General features: G+C 70.6%; 17 protein-coding genes. 9 read left to right on the forward strand and 8 right to left on the reverse strand.

The features are described 5' to 3' along the window. Positions 1-45: 45 nt before the first annotated feature. Both METY_RS04030 and gor read right to left on the reverse strand, forming a co-directional pair. A complete protein-coding gene (locus METY_RS04030) occupies positions 46-1,503 on the reverse strand; it encodes an MFS transporter (RefSeq protein ID WP_103120079.1) in 1,458 nt (485 codons plus the stop codon). Between the two features lie 37 nt (positions 1,504-1,540). Continuing rightward, positions 1,541-2,902, reverse strand: a complete 1,362-nt coding sequence (gene gor, locus METY_RS04035) for a glutathione-disulfide reductase (protein ID WP_103120080.1) — start codon at positions 2,900-2,902, stop codon at positions 1,541-1,543. Between the two features lie 192 nt (positions 2,903-3,094). On the opposite strand from gor, the gene METY_RS04040 reads away from it, so the two are divergent. The 3 genes from METY_RS04040 to METY_RS04050 are packed head-to-tail and all read left to right on the forward strand — an operon-like array spanning position 3,095 to position 6,049. Beyond that, positions 3,095-4,057, forward strand: a complete 963-nt coding sequence (locus METY_RS04040; RefSeq protein WP_103120081.1) for a Bug family tripartite tricarboxylate transporter substrate binding protein — start codon at positions 3,095-3,097, stop codon at positions 4,055-4,057. Continuing rightward, positions 4,054-4,533 carry a tripartite tricarboxylate transporter TctB family protein gene (locus METY_RS04045; protein ID WP_103120082.1) on the forward strand — a complete coding sequence of 160 codons (480 nt, stop codon included), beginning with the start codon at positions 4,054-4,056 and terminating at the stop codon, positions 4,531-4,533. Before METY_RS04040 ends, METY_RS04045 begins: the two co-directional genes overlap by 4 nt. Before the next feature lie 10 nt (positions 4,534-4,543). After that, positions 4,544-6,049 (forward strand): tripartite tricarboxylate transporter permease, encoded by a 1,506-nt coding sequence (locus METY_RS04050; RefSeq protein WP_103120083.1) that lies wholly within the window; start codon positions 4,544-4,546, stop codon positions 6,047-6,049. A 4-nt stretch (positions 6,050-6,053) separates the two neighbouring features. On the opposite strand, the gene METY_RS04055 is transcribed toward METY_RS04050, so the two are convergent. After that, positions 6,054-6,788 carry an SDR family NAD(P)-dependent oxidoreductase gene (locus METY_RS04055; protein ID WP_103120084.1) on the reverse strand — a complete coding sequence of 245 codons (735 nt, stop codon included), beginning with the start codon at positions 6,786-6,788 and terminating at the stop codon, positions 6,054-6,056. A gap of 85 nt (positions 6,789-6,873) precedes the next feature. Between METY_RS04055 and METY_RS04060 the strand changes: the two genes are divergently transcribed. After that, the gene (locus METY_RS04060) at positions 6,874-7,053 is read left to right on the forward strand and encodes a DUF2256 domain-containing protein (protein ID WP_200819595.1); all 180 of its coding nucleotides are present in this window, start codon (positions 6,874-6,876) and stop codon (positions 7,051-7,053) included. 17 nt (positions 7,054-7,070) lie between these two features. Here the strand turns inward: METY_RS04060 and METY_RS04065 are convergent, their stop codons facing one another. The 5 genes from METY_RS04065 to METY_RS04085 form a co-directional block, all read right to left on the reverse strand. Further along, on the reverse strand, positions 7,071-8,681 hold the full coding sequence (locus METY_RS04065) for an NTP transferase domain-containing protein (RefSeq protein WP_103120085.1): 1,611 nt from the start codon (positions 8,679-8,681) through the stop codon (positions 7,071-7,073). Continuing rightward, positions 8,678-9,364 carry an XdhC family protein gene (locus METY_RS04070; RefSeq protein ID WP_103120086.1) on the reverse strand — a complete coding sequence of 229 codons (687 nt, stop codon included), beginning with the start codon at positions 9,362-9,364 and terminating at the stop codon, positions 8,678-8,680. Before METY_RS04070 ends, METY_RS04065 begins: the two co-directional genes overlap by 4 nt. After that, positions 9,361-9,993, reverse strand: a complete 633-nt coding sequence (locus tag METY_RS04075) for a LysE family translocator (RefSeq protein WP_103120087.1) — start codon at positions 9,991-9,993, stop codon at positions 9,361-9,363. The genes METY_RS04070 and METY_RS04075 overlap by 4 nt, the downstream gene beginning before the upstream one ends. A gap of 1 nt (position 9,994) precedes the next feature. Beyond that, the gene (locus METY_RS04080) at positions 9,995-10,315 is read right to left on the reverse strand and encodes an XdhC family protein (RefSeq protein WP_103120088.1); all 321 of its coding nucleotides are present in this window, start codon (positions 10,313-10,315) and stop codon (positions 9,995-9,997) included. A gap of 69 nt (positions 10,316-10,384) precedes the next feature. Beyond that, positions 10,385-11,200 carry a penicillin-binding transpeptidase domain-containing protein gene (locus tag METY_RS04085; RefSeq protein ID WP_103120089.1) on the reverse strand — a complete coding sequence of 272 codons (816 nt, stop codon included), beginning with the start codon at positions 11,198-11,200 and terminating at the stop codon, positions 10,385-10,387. Between the two features lie 374 nt (positions 11,201-11,574). Here METY_RS04085 and METY_RS04090 point away from each other — a divergent pair, with 374 nt between their 5' ends. From METY_RS04090 to METY_RS04110, 5 genes are read left to right on the forward strand one after another with little or no spacing between them, the layout of a single operon-like run. Then, positions 11,575-12,489: an ABC transporter permease subunit gene (locus tag METY_RS04090; protein ID WP_103120090.1), complete on the forward strand. Its 915-nt coding sequence runs from the start codon at positions 11,575-11,577 to the stop codon at positions 12,487-12,489. Next, on the forward strand, positions 12,489-13,802 hold the full coding sequence (gene livM, locus METY_RS04095) for a high-affinity branched-chain amino acid ABC transporter permease LivM (RefSeq protein ID WP_103120091.1): 1,314 nt from the start codon (positions 12,489-12,491) through the stop codon (positions 13,800-13,802). Before METY_RS04090 ends, livM begins: the two co-directional genes overlap by 1 nt. Next, positions 13,799-14,665 (forward strand): ABC transporter ATP-binding protein, encoded by an 867-nt coding sequence (locus METY_RS04100; RefSeq protein WP_103120092.1) that lies wholly within the window; start codon positions 13,799-13,801, stop codon positions 14,663-14,665. The genes livM and METY_RS04100 overlap by 4 nt, the downstream gene beginning before the upstream one ends. Then, on the forward strand, positions 14,662-15,384 hold the full coding sequence (locus METY_RS04105) for an ABC transporter ATP-binding protein (RefSeq protein ID WP_103120093.1): 723 nt from the start codon (positions 14,662-14,664) through the stop codon (positions 15,382-15,384). The genes METY_RS04100 and METY_RS04105 overlap by 4 nt, the downstream gene beginning before the upstream one ends. Further along, on the forward strand, positions 15,381-15,731 hold the full coding sequence (locus METY_RS04110) for a DUF6867 family protein (protein ID WP_103120094.1): 351 nt from the start codon (positions 15,381-15,383) through the stop codon (positions 15,729-15,731). Before METY_RS04105 ends, METY_RS04110 begins: the two co-directional genes overlap by 4 nt. Positions 15,732-15,777 lie beyond the last annotated feature (46 nt).

The raw sequence follows: 15,777 nt of genomic DNA on the forward strand, positions 1-15,777 counted from the left end.
ACCCCCCCGGCGTTTAGACCACCTGCGGGACGCGCAGGCCGGCCTTCAGCTTTCGACGGAGACCGGGTCCAGCGTGTCGCGCAGCGGCCGCCGGGGCATGGCGACGAGACAGGCCAGCGCCACCGCGGTCGTGCCGATCGCGATCAGGAACGCGATGCGGAAGTTCGCGGGATCGATCGCGACGGCCCGCGCGGACTGGCCGCCTTCCGGGCCGAGCCCTGCGCCCAGCACCGCCGCGCCAAGGATCGCGACGCCCGCCGCCGAGCCGAGCGAGCGCATGAAGGCGAGCAGCGCGGTCGCTGCGCCCAGGTCGTGGCGGCCGACCGCGTTTTGCACGCTGACGGTCGTGGTCGGGAACATGGTGCCGATCCCGAAGCCGTAGACGCAGAGCAGCGCCTCCGCCAGCCAGAACGAGCGCAGGTCGAGGGTGGCGGCGAGCGCCGCCAGCATGACGATCGCGAGCGACAGGCCGGCCAGCGCGGGGGCCTTGTAGCGCCGCGCCCTCACGAGGACGCGGGCGGCCGTGATGGCGCCGAGCACGGTGCCGATCGCGAGGCCCACAAGGCCCAGCGCCGCCACGTCCGGGCGGAAGCCGGCGATGGTCTCGAAGTAGATCGGGACCAGCGTCGAGAGGCCGAGGTGGCCGAGCACGCCGAAGAACACGGTCGCCACGCCGAAGGCCACCACCGGATCCTTCAGCACGCCGAGCGGGATCAGCGGCTCGGCGAAGGTCCACAGCCGTACGGCGAACAGCACGGCGCCGACGGCGGCCGCGGCGGCCAGTCCGAGCACGGCGGGCGACGACCACTCGCCGCTGGTGCGCCCGATGGAGAGCGCGAGCATGGCGAGCGAGGTGGCGGCCACCACGAGACCCGCGCCCGCCACGTCGAGCCGGTGCGACTTCGGCCGGAACGGCAGGTCGCGCAACGGCGCGTTCATGACGAACAGCGCCACGAGACCGAGCGGAATGTTGACCCAGAAGATCAGCGACCAGTGCAGATGCTCCGCGAAGGCCCCTCCGATGATAGGCCCCGCGACGCCGGACACCGCCCACATGCCGGAGATATAGGCGGCGTAGTTGCCGCGCTGCTTGGGCGGCACGATGTCGCCGATCACCGTCTGGGCGAGCGCCATCAGCCCGCCGCCGCCCAAGCCCTGAAGAGCGCGGCCGACGATCAGCACCGGGAGATTGGGCGCGAGCGCGCAGACGACGGACGCCGCCATGAAGATTGAGACGGCGGCGATGATGACAGGATGCCGGCCGTAGACGTCGGCGAGCTTGCCGTAGAGCGGCGTGACGGCCGTCGCGGTGACGAGATAGGCCGAGACGATCCAGGGCAGATACTCGGCATGGCCGAGCGTCTCGCCGATGGTCGTCATGGCCGGCGCGACGATGGTCTGGTCGAGGGCCGCGAGCAGCATCGCCGTCAGCACGCCGACGATGATCTGCCGGCGGCGACGGTCGTCGATCGGGACGTCGGCCGGAGGACGCGAGCCGTCCATCAGATGCGACCGGGGACAGAAATCGACGTCGGACCGCTCACGACGGCGTCCACTTGGTGCGCAGCGTCACGAGCTCCTCGGCGGCGCTCGGATGCAGCGCGACGGTGTCGTCGAAGTCGGCCTTGGTCGCGCCCATCTTCACGGCGACCGCCGCGAGCTGGATCATCTCGGCGGCGGCCTCGCCCACCACGTGAACGCCGACCACGCGGTCGGTGGCCGCGTCCACCACGATCTTCATCAGCACCTTGTCGTCGCGGCCCGACAGCGTCGCCTTCATGGGGCGGAAGCGCGCCTTGTAGACGTCGACGGCTCCGAACGTCGCGCGCGCCTGCGCTTCGGTCAGGCCGACCACTCCGACCTCCGGGGTCGCAAACACCGCCGTCGCCACGTTGGTGTAGTCCACTGCGGTTGGCTTCTGTCCGAACACCGTGTCCGCGAAGGCGTGGCCCTCCCGGATCGCGATGGGCGTCAGGTTGAGACGATCGGTGACGTCGCCGACGGCGTAGATCGACGGCACGTTGGTGCGCGACGAGGCGTCGACCATGATCGCGCCGCGGTGGTCGCGCATCACGCTGGTGGCGTCGAGACCGAGATCCGCCGTCAGAGGCGCGCGGCCAACGGCGAGCATGACCTGGTCGACGTCGAGCGTCACTCCGGCCTTGGTGGTGACGCGCCGCGCGCCCTCGACGGCGGCGACCTCGGCGATCTCGTCGCCGAGCAGCAACGTCACGCCGCGCTTCTTCAAGCCCTCGGCGACTTCGTCACGCACATCCTCATCAAACCCGCGCAACACCTTGTCGCCGCGGTGAATAAGCGTCACGTCGGCGCCGAGACCGGCGAAAATCCCGGCGAACTCGATTGCGATGTAGCCGCCGCCGTTAACCACAATTCGCTTAGGGAACTCAGGGAGATCGAAGGCTTCGCTGGACGAGATGGTTAACTCCGCGCCGGGGAAGTCGCCACGGGTCGCGCCGCCGCCGGCGGCGATCAGGATGACGCCGGCGGTGACATCCGTTCCATCCGCCAGCCGCACGGCGTGGTCGCCCGTGACCACGGCGCGCTGCTTGTGGATCGCGACGCCCGCCTTGCGAAGATTCGTCTCGTAGATTCCCGACAGCCGGGTGATCTCGACCTCCTTGGCCGCGACCAGCCGCTCCCATGAGAAGGTGGGCTCGGGCACGGTCCAGCCAAAGCCGGCGGCGTCCACGAACTCGTCAGCGTAGCGGCTGGCGTAGACATACAGCTTCTTCGGCACGCAGCCGCGGACCACGCAGGTGCCGCCGATGCGGTACTCCTCGGCGATCGCGACCCTGGCGCCGTAGCCGGCCGCGATCCGCGCGGCCCGGACGCCGCCTGAGCCGGCTCCGATCACGAAGAGATCGACGTCGTAGTCCGCCATCGGAGTGCTCCCTGCCCGCTCGTCGCCGCCCCGCCGCAATAGGCGGATGCTCGGGACCGGGCAAGATGGGAAGCCGGCGGACGAGCGACAACTTCGGGCTCGACATCACAGGTCCGCGATTGCAACGTTCGCGACGAACGGTCGCGGCGAAGCCCGTCGGCCGAAGCAAGACGCCTCGCCCCGGAGACGCAGATGCCTGTTCCGCTCCGCCGCCTGCTCGCCGCCGCCGCGATCCTCGCCACGGCGGCGGCCGGCGGACCGGCCCTCGCCGCGAACCTCAAGATCATTGCGCCCGCCTCCCCCGGCGGCGGATGGGACCAGACCGCCCGCTCCATGCAGCAGGCGATGCAGAGCGAGAAGATCGCGGGCTCCGTCCAGGTGGAGAACGTGCCGGGCGCCGGCGGCACCATCGGCCTCGCCCAGTTCGCGAACCGCGCCAAGGGCGACCCGCACCAGCTCATCGTCGGCGGCTACGTGATGGTGGGCGCGATCATCATGAACGACGCGCCGGTGACGCTCGACGCCGTCACCCCGCTCGCGCGGCTCACCGGCGAGTACGAGGCGATCGTGGTGGCGACCGACTCGCCCATCAAGACGATCGGCGAGGTGATTGACAAGCTGAAGGCAAATCCGGGCTCGGTGTCCTGGGGCGGCGGATCGGCCGGCGGGACCGACCACATCGCGGCCGGGCTCATCGCCAAAGCGGTGGGGGTCGACCCCACCAAGGTCAACTACATCCCGTTCTCCGGCGGCGGCGAGTCGCTCGCGGCCGTGCTCGGCGGCCAGACAACGGTCGGCGTCTCGAGCTACGGCGAGTTCGACGCGCAGGTGAAGTCCGGCAAGCTCCGCGTGCTCGCCATCACCGCGCCGGAGCGCGTGCCCGGCATAGACGCGCCGACCATGAAGGAGAGCGGCGTCGACGTGGAGGTGCAGAACTGGCGCATGGTCGCCGGCCCGCCCGGGCTGACGCCCGAAGGCAAGGCCGAGATCCTCAAGACGATCGACGACATGGCGAAGACCAAGACCTGGCGGGACACGTTGAAGACCAAGGGCTGGACCGACACCTATCTCGCGGGCGACGCCTTCACGGCCCAGCTCAAGGAGGACATCGCCAAGGCGCACACGATCCTGCGCGACATCGGGCTCGCGGAATGAGCGCGTCGCGGGAGGGCTCCGGGCGCAAGCTCGGAGCGATCGTCGTCGCGCTCGCGCTGATCGCGGTGGCGGGGATAGTGGCGGCGGACGCGATCCGGCTGGGCGCCGTGCGCACCTTCGGTCCCGGCATCGGGCCGCGGGCCTTTCCCTGGGCGATCGCGATCGGCCTCGCGCTGCTCGGGCTCGCAAACCTCGTCGTCGCGCTCAGGGGCAAGGCCGTCGAGGCGGCGCCGGTGGAGATGGGGCCGGCGCTCTGGGTGATCGGCGGGCTCGTGGGGCAGATCGTGCTGCTCTCGTTCGCGGGCTTCTCGATCGCCACCGGCGTGCTGTTCGGCATGACGGCCCGCGGCTTCGGGCGCGGCCCGCTGTGGCTGACGATTCCGATCGGGGCCGCGCTGTCGTTCGTGCTCTACGTCATCTTCACAAAGGCCCTGGCGCTGACGCTGCCGGCCGGCCCGCTCGAAAAGCTGGTCTGAGGAGCGACCGATGGACGCCTTCGTCTCGCTCGCCGGCGGCCTCGCGGTCGCGCTGCAGCCCACGAACCTGCTGTTCTGCCTGATCGGCGTGACGCTCGGCACCGCCGTCGGCGTGCTGCCGGGAATCGGGCCGGCGCTCACCGTCGCGCTGCTGCTGCCGGTCACCTTCAAACTCGATCCGGCGGGCTCGCTCATCATGTTCGCGGGCATCTACTACGGCGGCATGTACGGCGGCTCGACCTCGTCGATCCTGCTGAACACGCCCGGCGAAAGCTCCTCGATCGTCACGGCGCTCGAAGGTAACCTGATGGCCCGCGCGGGCCGCGGGGGACCTGCGCTCGCGACCGCCGCCATCGGCTCCTTCGTCGCGGGGGCGATCGCGACGCTCGGCCTCGCGCTGCTCGCGCCTTACGTCGTCAGCGTGGCGCTGGCGTTCTGGCCGGCGGACTACTTCTCGCTGATGATCCTCGCCTTCGCGACGGTGTCCGCCGCCTTCGGCGACTCGGCGCTGCGCGGCCTCACCAGCCTGTTCCTCGGCCTCGCGCTCGGCCTGGTCGGCATCGACCTGATGTCCGGCCAAGCGCGGCTCGACTTCGGCGTGCCGGACCTGCTCGACGGCGTCGAGGTGACCACCGCGGCCGTCGCGCTGTTCGCCATTGGCGAGACGCTGTTCGTGGTCTCCCGCAAGGGCGCGGCGGACGAGACCATCGAGCCGATCAAGGGCTCGCTCTGGATGACGCGCGAGGACTGGAAGCGCTCGTGGAAGCCGTGGCTGCGCGGGACCGCCTTCGGCTTTCCGATCGGCGCGATGCCGGCCGGCGGCGCCGAGATCCCGACCTTCCTCAGCTACGCCACCGAGCGGCGGCTGACCAAGCACCCGGAGGAGTTCGGCAAGGGCGCGATCGAGGGCGTGGCGGGGCCGGAGGCCGCAAACAACGCCTCCGCCGCCGGCACGCTCGTGCCGCTGCTGACTCTTGGCCTGCCGACCTCCGCTACCGCCGCGATCATGCTCGCGGGCTTCCAGCAGTACGGCCTGAACCCCGGACCTCTGCTCTTCGCGGCCAAGCCCAACCTAGTCTGGGGCCTGATCGCCAGCCTGTTCGTGGCGAACGCGCTGCTGCTGATCCTCAACCTGCCGCTGATCGGGCTGTGGGTTCGCCTGCTCTCGATCCCGCGGCCGTGGCTCTACGGCGGCATTCTGGTGTTCGCTACGCTCGGCACGCTGGGAGCGAACCCCTCGCTGTTCGAGCTGGGCTCCCTGCTCGCCCTCGGCCTGCTCGGTTTCGGGCTGCGGGTGTTCGGCTATCCCATCGCCCCGGTCGTGATCGGCCTGATCCTCGGGCCGATGGCGGAGGTGCAGCTCCGCCGCGCGCTCGCCATCAGCCAGAACGACTGGACCGTGCTGATAACCTCGCCGATCTCCGCCGTGCTGCTGACGATCGCGGCGCTCGCTGTGATCCTGCCGATCGTGCTGAAGACCCGCGAGAAGGGGATCGTCTTCGGCGAGGACGACTGACGCCTCACCCCTTGGTGCGCAGCGTCGAGCGGCCGCCGTCGACGCCGAACACTTGGCCGGTGATCCACGACGCTTCCTCAGACAGCAGGAAGGCGCCGAGCGCCGCGACGTCCTCCGGCCGCCCAAGCCGCGGCAGGGCGTGCATCGCGGCGATGGCGGCGGACATTTGCTCCGACCTGGTCAGGGGCGCGGCGAGCGGCGTCTCAGTGAGCGAGGGCGCCACCGCGTTGACCCGAATCTTCGGCGCAAGCTCGGCGCCGAGCGCCCGGACGAGACCCTCGACCGCCCCTTTCGCCATTGCGACCGAGGCGTGGTTGGCGAAGCCCTGCTGGACCGCGACGGTGGAGAACAGCAGCACGGCCGGCGCCCCCGCCGCGCGCTTCAGCGCCGGAAGCGCCGCCTGAACCGCCTTCGCCGCGCCCAGCGCGTTCAGCCGGAAGTCGGTCTCGAAATCGTCGGTCGTGAGCTTGGCGAGCGGCTTCAGGTTGATGGTGCCGACGGCGTAGACCAGCCCGCCCAGCGCGCCGTCGGCGGCCGCCTCCGCGGTGGCGCGCTCGAAGGTCGCGTCCTCCAGCACATCGCCCGCCGTGAAGGTCGCGCCGAGCTCTTCAGCCAGCGCCGCGAGCTTGGCTTCATCGCGGCCAGCAAGGTGCAGCGCCACCCCTCGCCCATGAAGCGCGCGCGCGAGCGCCGATCCGACGCCGCCCGCGCCGCCGTAGATGAGCGTCCTGTCCGCCATGCCGTCGCGCCTCCCAAGGGTCCGAGGTGTCGTCCCGGTCGTTACGAGACCCGCAGTGGCGCGGTTCAAAGAGGGAGATCCGCCGGTGCCGAAGGGCGTCGCGAAGTCCGACCTGCAGACCAAGGTCTGCGCCGCCTGCGGACGGCCGTTCGCGTGGCGAAAGAAGTGGGCGAAGGACTGGGAGGCCGTGCGCTATTGCTCCGAGCGCTGCCGCCGGACGGGAGCGCAGAAGCCGGACGCGGGGTGGAAGCGCCCGCCCGACTGATTCCTCCTGTTGTCGGCTCAGCCGCCCGCGCGCAGCGCGCTCAGCGCCTCGGGCGTGTCGACGTCGAGCAGAACGCCGGCGTCCGCCACCTCGACCTCGCGCACCGCCTCGACGTTCGTTCCGAGCAGATGCCGACCGCCGACGTCGCCTTCGACCGCCTGAAGCTCGTCGAAGAAGCGCCGACCCCACAGCACCGGATTGCCGCGCTTGCCCGCGCGAACGGGCAGAACGATGTGCGCGCCCGCGGGGGGATCGAACGCCTTGGCGAGCTGCGCGACGAGCGCCGACGGCACCCGCGGCATGTCGCCGAGCATCACGAGCGCCCCGTCGACGCCCGGCGCCAGCGCGGTGAGCCCGGCCTTCAGCGAGGTCGAAAGGCCGTCCGCATAGGCCGGGTTTTCGACGAATCTCACGGGGAGGCCTGAGAGCGCGCTCTCGACCTCGGCGCGCTGGTGGCCGACCACGACCACCACCTCCGACAACTTCGCCCCGACCGCGGCCTCGACCGCGTGGCGGACCAGCGCCCGGCCTTCGACCACCTCGAGCAGCTTGTTCGGGCCGCCCATGCGGCTCGAGCGCCCCGCCGCGAGCACGAGACCTGCGATCTTCGCCCGGCCCTCCTCGCGGATGGCGCGCGGCTGCGGGCGCGAGGCGATCTCCATCAGCAGGCCGCCGACGCCCATGCCCGTAAGGTCGTCGCCGCTGACCGCGAGGCCCGCGAGCAGGCGGTTCAGCACCCAGTCGAAGCCGTTTTCCTTGGGGCTGCGCGCGCAGCCCGGGGCGCCGATCACGAACGCTTCGCCGATGCGGCCGAGCAGCAGCAGGTTGCCGGGATCGACCGGCATGCCAAGCCGGTCGACCGATCCGCCGATGGCCTCGATCGCCACCGGCACCACGTCGCGGCGGTCGGTGATGGCGGAGGCGCCGAACACGATCACGAGCTCCGGCTGGAAGCGCGACAGCTCGACCATCGCGCGGGCGAGGCTCGCCTCGTCATGGGGCACGCGCAGTTCGGCGACGATCCGCGCGCCGGCCGGCGCAAGCCGCCGCTCGAGCGTGGCGATCGTCTTGTCGACGACCTTGGGCGCAAGCCCGGGCAGCAGCGTCGAGACCACGCCCACGCGGGTGAGCGCGAAGGGCGCCAGCCGGACGAGCGGCCCCTGCGCGCGCGCGGCGGCCTCCGCGCGGGCGACCACCGCCTCGTCCAGCGCGAAGGGGATGATCTTGACGGTCGCGACCATGGCCTCGGCGGCGACCGCGGCGTGCTCGGCCAGCGTCGCGAAGGTGACGTCCTCGTCGATCCTGTTGAGCGCGTCGACGCCGGCGCGGTTCACCACGAGCACGCCGGCGCGATCGGCGAACAGGTTGGCGCGACCGGTGAACGGCGCGTCGACGCGGACGCCGTCTCCCACCAGCGCCCGCGCGATCCGATGTGCCGCCTCGTTCTCGGGCACGTCGTCCGCGCCGAGCGTCGCCACTACGATCTCAGGGACGCCCGCGCGGCCGAGCTCCGCGACGTCAGCAAGGGTCACGAGGGCGCCCTTCTTCAGCACGAAGCCGTCAGCGCGGATGGCGTGCGCGGCGATCGACCCCACGGCCTGTTCGATGGCGACGGAGCCGAACCTCAAGGGATGCGCTCCCCCGGCCGGCGCAACGCCGCGATCACCTCGGCCAGGATCGACACCGCGATCTCCGCCGGGCTGGCCGCGCCGATGGGCAGACCGATCGGCGCCCGCACCCGGTCCAGCGCGTCCTCGGACACGCCGGCCGCGGCGAGCCGAACGCGCCGCGAGGCGTGGGTCTTCCGGGAGCCGAGCGCGCCCACATAGAAGCAGCCGGCGTCGAGCGCGGCCTTCAGCGCGGGGTCGTCGATCTTGGGGTCGTGGGTCAGCGCGGCGAAGGCGGTGAACGGGTCGAGCGCCAGGTCGGGCAGAACGACATCGGGCCACTCCGCTCGCAGGTCGACGCCGGGAAAGCGCTCGGGGGTCGCGAAGGCGGTGCGCGGATCGACGATCGTCACCTCGAAGCCGACCGCAGCCGCCATCGGCGCCAGCGCCTGCGAGATGTGGACCGCACCGGTGACGACCATCCGGGGAGCGGGAACGTGGGCGGTGAGAAACCAGCGCGCGCCGTCCGCCTCGACGACGCCGCTCCGGCCGGAGCGGATCGCCGCGCGGATCTCCGCCTCGAGCGGATCGCCCGCGGGGTTCTGCACCAGCCGCTGGGCGCCGCCGGGAAGCTCGGTCACGACCACGGCCGCGCGGCGGGAGGCGCGCGCCGCGTTGAGCTCGGCGAGAAGCTCGAGCCTCATGCCTTCGCCGCCGCGAGCTTGACGCCCAGGCCGACGAGCAGGGAGCCCGCGAGCCACCGCACCGCGCGCCCGCCCCCGCCGGACCGCTTCATCTTGCCCACGACGAACGACGCGGCGAGCACCGTGACGACGTCGGCCGAGGAGAAGGTGAGGTTCACGATCGTCCCGAGGATCAGGAACTGCGCCCAGAGCGGGAACGTGGCGGAGGGATCGACGAACTGCGGCAGGAAGGCGATGAAGAAGATGGCGACCTTGGGGTTCAGAAGCTCGACCACCACGCTGTCGAGGAAGGCGCGGCGGGCGGACTTCGGCGCGGCGGCCGGAGTGGCGCCCGTCGCCTCCTTAGGCCGGCGGAACATGCCGACCCCGAGCCAGATCAGATAAGCCGCGCCGGCGAACTTCAGCGCGAGGTAGGCTTCCGGCACGTGCCGGAACACGGCCGAGAGCCCGGCCGCGGCGGCGATCACGTGGGCGTAGCAGCCGATGTGGATGCCGAAGGCCGCCATGAAGCCCGCGCGCCGGCCCCGCGCCAGCGTCTGGGCGGCCGTGTAGAGCAGAGCGGGACCGGGAAAGTAGGCGAACAGCGCCGTCGCGACGGCGAAGGCGATCAGCGTCTCGAGCGGCGGCATGTCAGGCGACCTTCTCCACGAAGACCCGGATGCGGCCGCCGCAGGACAGCCCGACGCGCCAGGCGGTCTCGTCCGCGACCCCGAACTCCAGCACCCGCGGAGCGCCGTCGGCGATGACCTCCGCCGCCTCCGCGACCACAGCGCCTTCTACGCAACCGCCGGAGACGGAGCCTTCGAAGCGGCCGTCGCCGTCGATCACAAGATGGCTGCCGACGGGTCGCGGCGCGGAGCCCCAGGTTTCGACGACGGTCGCGAGCGCGACGCCGCGGCCGGCGCGCACCCACTCCTCCGCGATCGACAGCAGATCGGGGCCAGCGGTCATGGGGAAGCCTTTCAGCGCGTCAGAGCCACTCAGATAGCGCGATCCGCGCCGGCTTGCGAGGCTTGGGCGTCACTGGGCCCGAGGCGTCAAAGCGAGATCCTCGAGCAAGACCCGCATCCGGCGTTGGGCGTCGGCGCCCGTGGCTTGGTCGCCGCCCCGTTCGACGGCCGCGAAGACGGTGGTGCGGCGGCCGCGGTCGACCCAGCCCACCGCCCAGGCGGTCTTCGCGCCGTCCGCCGGGCCGCAGGCGCCGGTTTTCCAAGCGACCAGGCCATCCGGTATCGGATCGTAGGGAATCACCTCGACCGTCCGCGCCTGCGACTCCGCCGACGTCGGCAGTTCGCCCCGTTTTAGCCGGGCGAGGAAATCAACCTGCTCGATCGGACTGATGCGGGGCCCGCCGGGGCGTTCACCCAGCGCCATCCGCTCCACTGGGGTCGTCACCTCAGGCGCGCCGTAGCGCAGCGCGGAAAGCGACTTGCCGAAGGCGTCCGGGCCTATCCGCCGCGCGATCTCCTCGTAGACCCAGGGCACCGGCGTGCGGAACGCGTCCTTCAGCGTCACGCCCTGCTCGGGCGGCGTCGCCTCGCGGCGGATCGGCGTGTTGGCGTCGGGCGCGAGGCCGCGGTCGAGCGCGATCACGGTGACGGGCACGTCGAAGGTCGCGCAGGGCGGAAGCCGGTCGGCGCAGGCCTGGGCGTCCGAGGTGCGCGGCTCGGCTCCCGGAGCGACGTCCCGCAGCGTCACGCAGGCGTCGATGTCGGCGAAGGCCTTCGCGTAGGCGGCGGCGAAATCGGACGCAGGGCCCTGCGGCGCCTCTTGCGCCCGCCCCGCGAGCGGGGCGCTCGCCAGGGCGAAGGCGATGATCAACGAGCGATACGCCATGCTCAGTAAGTCGTCCCCTGCCGATCGAGCGCGGTCCGCGCCCGTCATCGTGACGTGGCGCTCTCGCGCCACCCCAATCGCACCCACGGTCACGCGCCCCACGAGACCGAGCGGCGAAGATAACCCCCCGTTCCGGCTCCGCCCAGAGCGTTTCGCTGCGACCAGGCGCGCGGTTCGCCCGGCCCGCCTACGACGCTTGGAGAATCGGCTTCGCGGCCCGAGGGTTGTCCACGAGCAATCCGACATTTCGACGGCTATGATGCGCCGCACGCGTTGTCGGCGCGAGCGACCCGCGCTAGAACTGCCTAAGTCGCGCGCCCGCCTATCCGACGGGCGCCGGCCGTCCGTGACCATGAGGGAACGACGCGAAGCGCATGGAATATTTCCTCCAGCAGCTCATCAACGGCGTCACGCTCGGCTCGATCTACGGGCTCATCGCCATCGGCTACACGATGGTCTACGGCATCATCGGCATGATCAACTTCGCCCACGGCGACGTCTTCATGGTCGGCTCGTTCATGGCGCTGATCGTGTTCCTGGCGCTGCTGGCGCTCGGCGTCACCTTCATGCCGTTGGCGCTGCTGATCGTGCTGATCCTGGCGATGGCGCTTACCTCGCTCTACGGCTGGACGGTTGAGCGCATCGCCTACCGGCCCCTGCGGGGCTCGTTCCGCCTCGCGCCGCTGATCTCCGCCATCGGCATGTCGATCTTCCTGCAGAACATGGTGCAGGTGGCCCAGGGCGCGCGGGTGAAGCCGTTGCCGCCCGTCATCACCGGCGGCTATCAGTTCGGCGCGGCGGAAGGCTTCGTCGTCAACGTGTCGAACGTGCAGATCATCATCGTGGTGACGACCATCGCGCTGATGGTGGCGTTCTCGCTGATCGTGTCGAAGACGCCGCTCGGCCGCGCCCAGCGCGCCTGCGAGCAGGACCGCAAGATGGCCGCGCTGCTCGGCATCGACGTCGACCGAACCATCTCGCTGACCTTCGTCATGGGCGCGGCGCTCGCTTCGGTCGCGGGCCTCATGTACCTGCTCTATTACGGCGTCATCGACTTCTACATCGGCTTCGTCGCAGGGGTGAAAGCCTTCACCGCCGCCGTGCTCGGAGGCATCGGCTCGCTGCCCGGCGCCATGCTCGGCGGCCTTCTGATCGGCCTGATCGAGACCTTCTGGTCGGCCTATTTCACCGTCGAGTACAAGGACGTCGCGGCGTTCTCGATCCTCGCCATCGTGCTGATCTTCCTGCCCTCCGGGCTGCTCGGACGGCCCGAGGTCGAGAAGGTCTGATGCCGGACGCCCACGCCGGCGCCGCCGCGCCCTCCGTCTTCGCCGTCGCGTTCAAGGACGCGGCCCTCGCGGCGCTGGTCGCGCTCGGTCTCGCGGCTCCCATGCTCGGCCTCGTCACCGTGCAGACCCAGAGCGGCATCGAGCTCGAGCAACACTGGGGCAGGGTCGCGATCGCGGTGGCGATCGTCTTCGCCGGCCGCCTGCTGCTGAACCTCACGCTGTGGCGGCCCGGCCGGAAGAAGTCCCTGGGCTACGTCCCGCCGAAGGTCGAGGCCCGGCTCGCGCGCTTCGCAAAGTACCTCGCGCCGCTCGCCATCCTCGGCGCTGTGGTGATGCCGATGCTGCCGTTCACCGAGCGCTACGCGATCGACCTCGGCATCCTCGTGCTGACCTACGTGATGCTGGGCTGGGGCCTGAACATCGTGGTGGGCCTCGCGGGCCTCCTCGACCTTGGCTACGTCGCGTTCTACGCCGTCGGCGCCTACTCCTACGCGCTGCTGGCGCAGTACTTCGGGCTCTCGTTCTGGGTCTGCCTGCCGCTCGCCGGCATCCTGGCCGCCTTCTGGGGCGTGATCCTGGGCTTCCCTGTGCTGCGGCTCCGCGGCGACTACCTCGCGATCGTGACGCTCGCCTTCGGCGAGATCATCCGCATCGTCCTGCTGAACTGGTACTGGTTCACCGGGGGGCCGAACGGCATTTCCGGCATCCCACGGCCGAGCTTCTTCGGCCTGGACTTCGACCGCGGCGACGACGGCTTCGCGGCGACCTTCGGGCTTGATTACTCGCCGCTGCACCGGATCGTGTTCCTCTACTACCTGATCCTGGCGCTCGCGCTCATCACCAACTTCGTCACCATCCGGCTGCGCCGCCTTCCGATCGGCCGCGCCTGGGAGGCCCTGCGGGAGGACGAGATCGCCTGCCGATCGCTCGGCATCAACACCGTGAACACCAAGCTGACGGCCTTCGCGCTGGGCGCGATGTTCGCGGGCTTCGCCGGCTCGTTCTTCGCGACGAGGCAGGGCTTCATCAGCCCAGAGAGCTTTGTCTTCATGGAGAGCGCGCTGATCCTCGCAATCGTCGTGCTGGGCGGCATGGGCTCGCAGTTCGGCGTGGCGGTCGCGGCGGTGGTGATGATCGGCGGCTTCGAGCTGTTCCGCGAGTTCAGCGACTACCGCATGATCACCTTCGGGCTGGTCATGGTGCTGATCATGATCTGGCGGCCGCGCGGGCTCGTTTCGACGCGCAGCCCGTCCGTGTTCCTCAAGGAGAAGAAGGCGATCTCCGGCTCCCTCGTGCAGGAGGGGCATGGATGATCGACGACGCCCCCGCTCTGCCGCCAGAGCTGCTGCTGCGGGTCGAACGGCTGACCATGCGCTTCGGCGGCCTGACCGCCGTGAACGACGTCTCCTTCGACGTGCGCCGCGGCGAGATCACCGCGCTTATCGGCCCAAACGGCGCGGGCAAGACCACGGTCTTCAACTGCATCACCGGCTTCTACAAGCCGACCGTCGGCCGGCTGACCCTTGCGTCCAAGGAAGGGCCGCTGCTGCTCGAGCGGCTGCGCGACCACCAGATCTCGCGCAAGGCCAACGTCGCGCGGACCTTCCAGAACATCCGCCTGTTCGGCGGCATGACCGCGCTCGAGAACCTGCTGGTCGCCCAGCACGCGCCGCTGATGAAGGCGTCGGGCCTCACGGTTCTCGGCGTGCTCGGGATCGGGGGGTTCAACAAGGCCGAGCGGGCCGCGATCGAGAAGGCCAAGGTTTGGCTCGAGCGCATCGGCCTGATCGACCGCGCCGACGATCCGGCCGCCGACCTGCCCTATGGCGACCAGCGCCGGCTCGAGATCGCGCGGGCGATGTGCACCGAGCCCGTGCTGCTCTGCCTGGACGAACCGGCCGCCGGCCTCAACCCGCGCGAATCGCTGGAGCTCAACGCCCTCCTGCGCTCGATCCGGGACGAGGACGGCGCGGCCGTTCTGCTGATCGAGCACGACATGAGCGTGGTGATGGAGATCTCGGACCACGTGGTCGTGCTCGACTACGGCAAGAAGATCTCGGACGGCGCGCCGCTGCACGTCCGCAACGACCCGAAGGTCATCGCCGCCTATCTCGGCGTCGAGGACGAGGAGGTCGAGTCGGTGGAGAACGAAATCTCGGCGGAGGCGTCGTCGTGACGGAGCCCCTGCTCTCGATCCGCGGCGTGACCGCCTACTACGGCGCGATCGCCGCCCTGAAGGGCGTCGACGTCGACGTCGGCGAGGGCGAGATCGTGACGTTGATCGGCGCGAACGGGGCCGGCAAGTCCACGCTGATGATGACGATCTTCGGCGCGCCCCAGGCGCGCGACGGCGCGATCGTCTACGACGGCCAGGACATCACGCGCACGCCGACGCACAAGATCGCCCAGCTCAAGATCGCCCAGTCGCCCGAAGGCCGGCGCATCTTCCCGCGCATGAGCGTGGTCGAGAACCTCAAGATGGGCGCCGCCGTGACCGGCTACGCCCATTACGACGCCGACCTGCAACGCATGTTCGAGATCTTTCCGCGGCTCAAGGAGCGCGCGAACCAGCGCGGCGGCACGCTCTCCGGCGGCGAGCAGCAGATGCTGGCCATCGCCCGCGCGCTGATGAGCCGGCCACGCCTGTTGATGTTGGACGAGCCGTCGCTCGGCCTCGCGCCGCTGATCGCGAAGCAGATCTTCGCGGTGATCGCGGAGCTCAACCGGACCGAGGGACTGACGGTCTTCCTCGTGGAGCAGAACGCCTACCACGCGCTCAAGCTCGCCCACCGCGGCTATGTGATGGTCAACGGCCGCATCACCCTCTCGGGCGCCGGCCGCGAGCTGCTGGAGCGCGAAGAGGTGCGCGCGGCCTATCTGGAGGGCGGGCGCTGATGGGCCTGATCTGGGAGATCTCCCTCGCCGAGTTCCTGTTCGTCACCGTGATCCTCGGCGGCGGGGCGGCGTGGCTCGCGGGGCGCGCCGTCGCCGGCTCCTGGGAGCCTGCTTGGAAGGCGGCGGCCTGGATGGTCCCGCTCGCGGCGGCGGTGCGCTTCATCCATTACGCGCTGTTCAGCGGCAGCCTGCTGACGCTTCACTATTTCGTCGTCGACCTCGTGGTGCTGGTGGTGCTGGCGCTCGCCGGGCATCGCGTGCGGCTCGTGAGGCAGATGACGCGGCAGTACGACTGGCTCTACGAGAGCGCCGGCCCCTTCGCCTGGCGCGCCAAGGCCGGTCGATGACGAGGTTCCGGCCGGCCCTCACGCGATCGCCGCGTGACAGGCTGGC

This window comes from Methylopila sp. Yamaguchi, from assembly GCF_002897035.1.
In the GTDB taxonomy this organism is placed as follows: domain Bacteria; phylum Pseudomonadota; class Alphaproteobacteria; order Rhizobiales; family Methylopilaceae; genus Methylopila.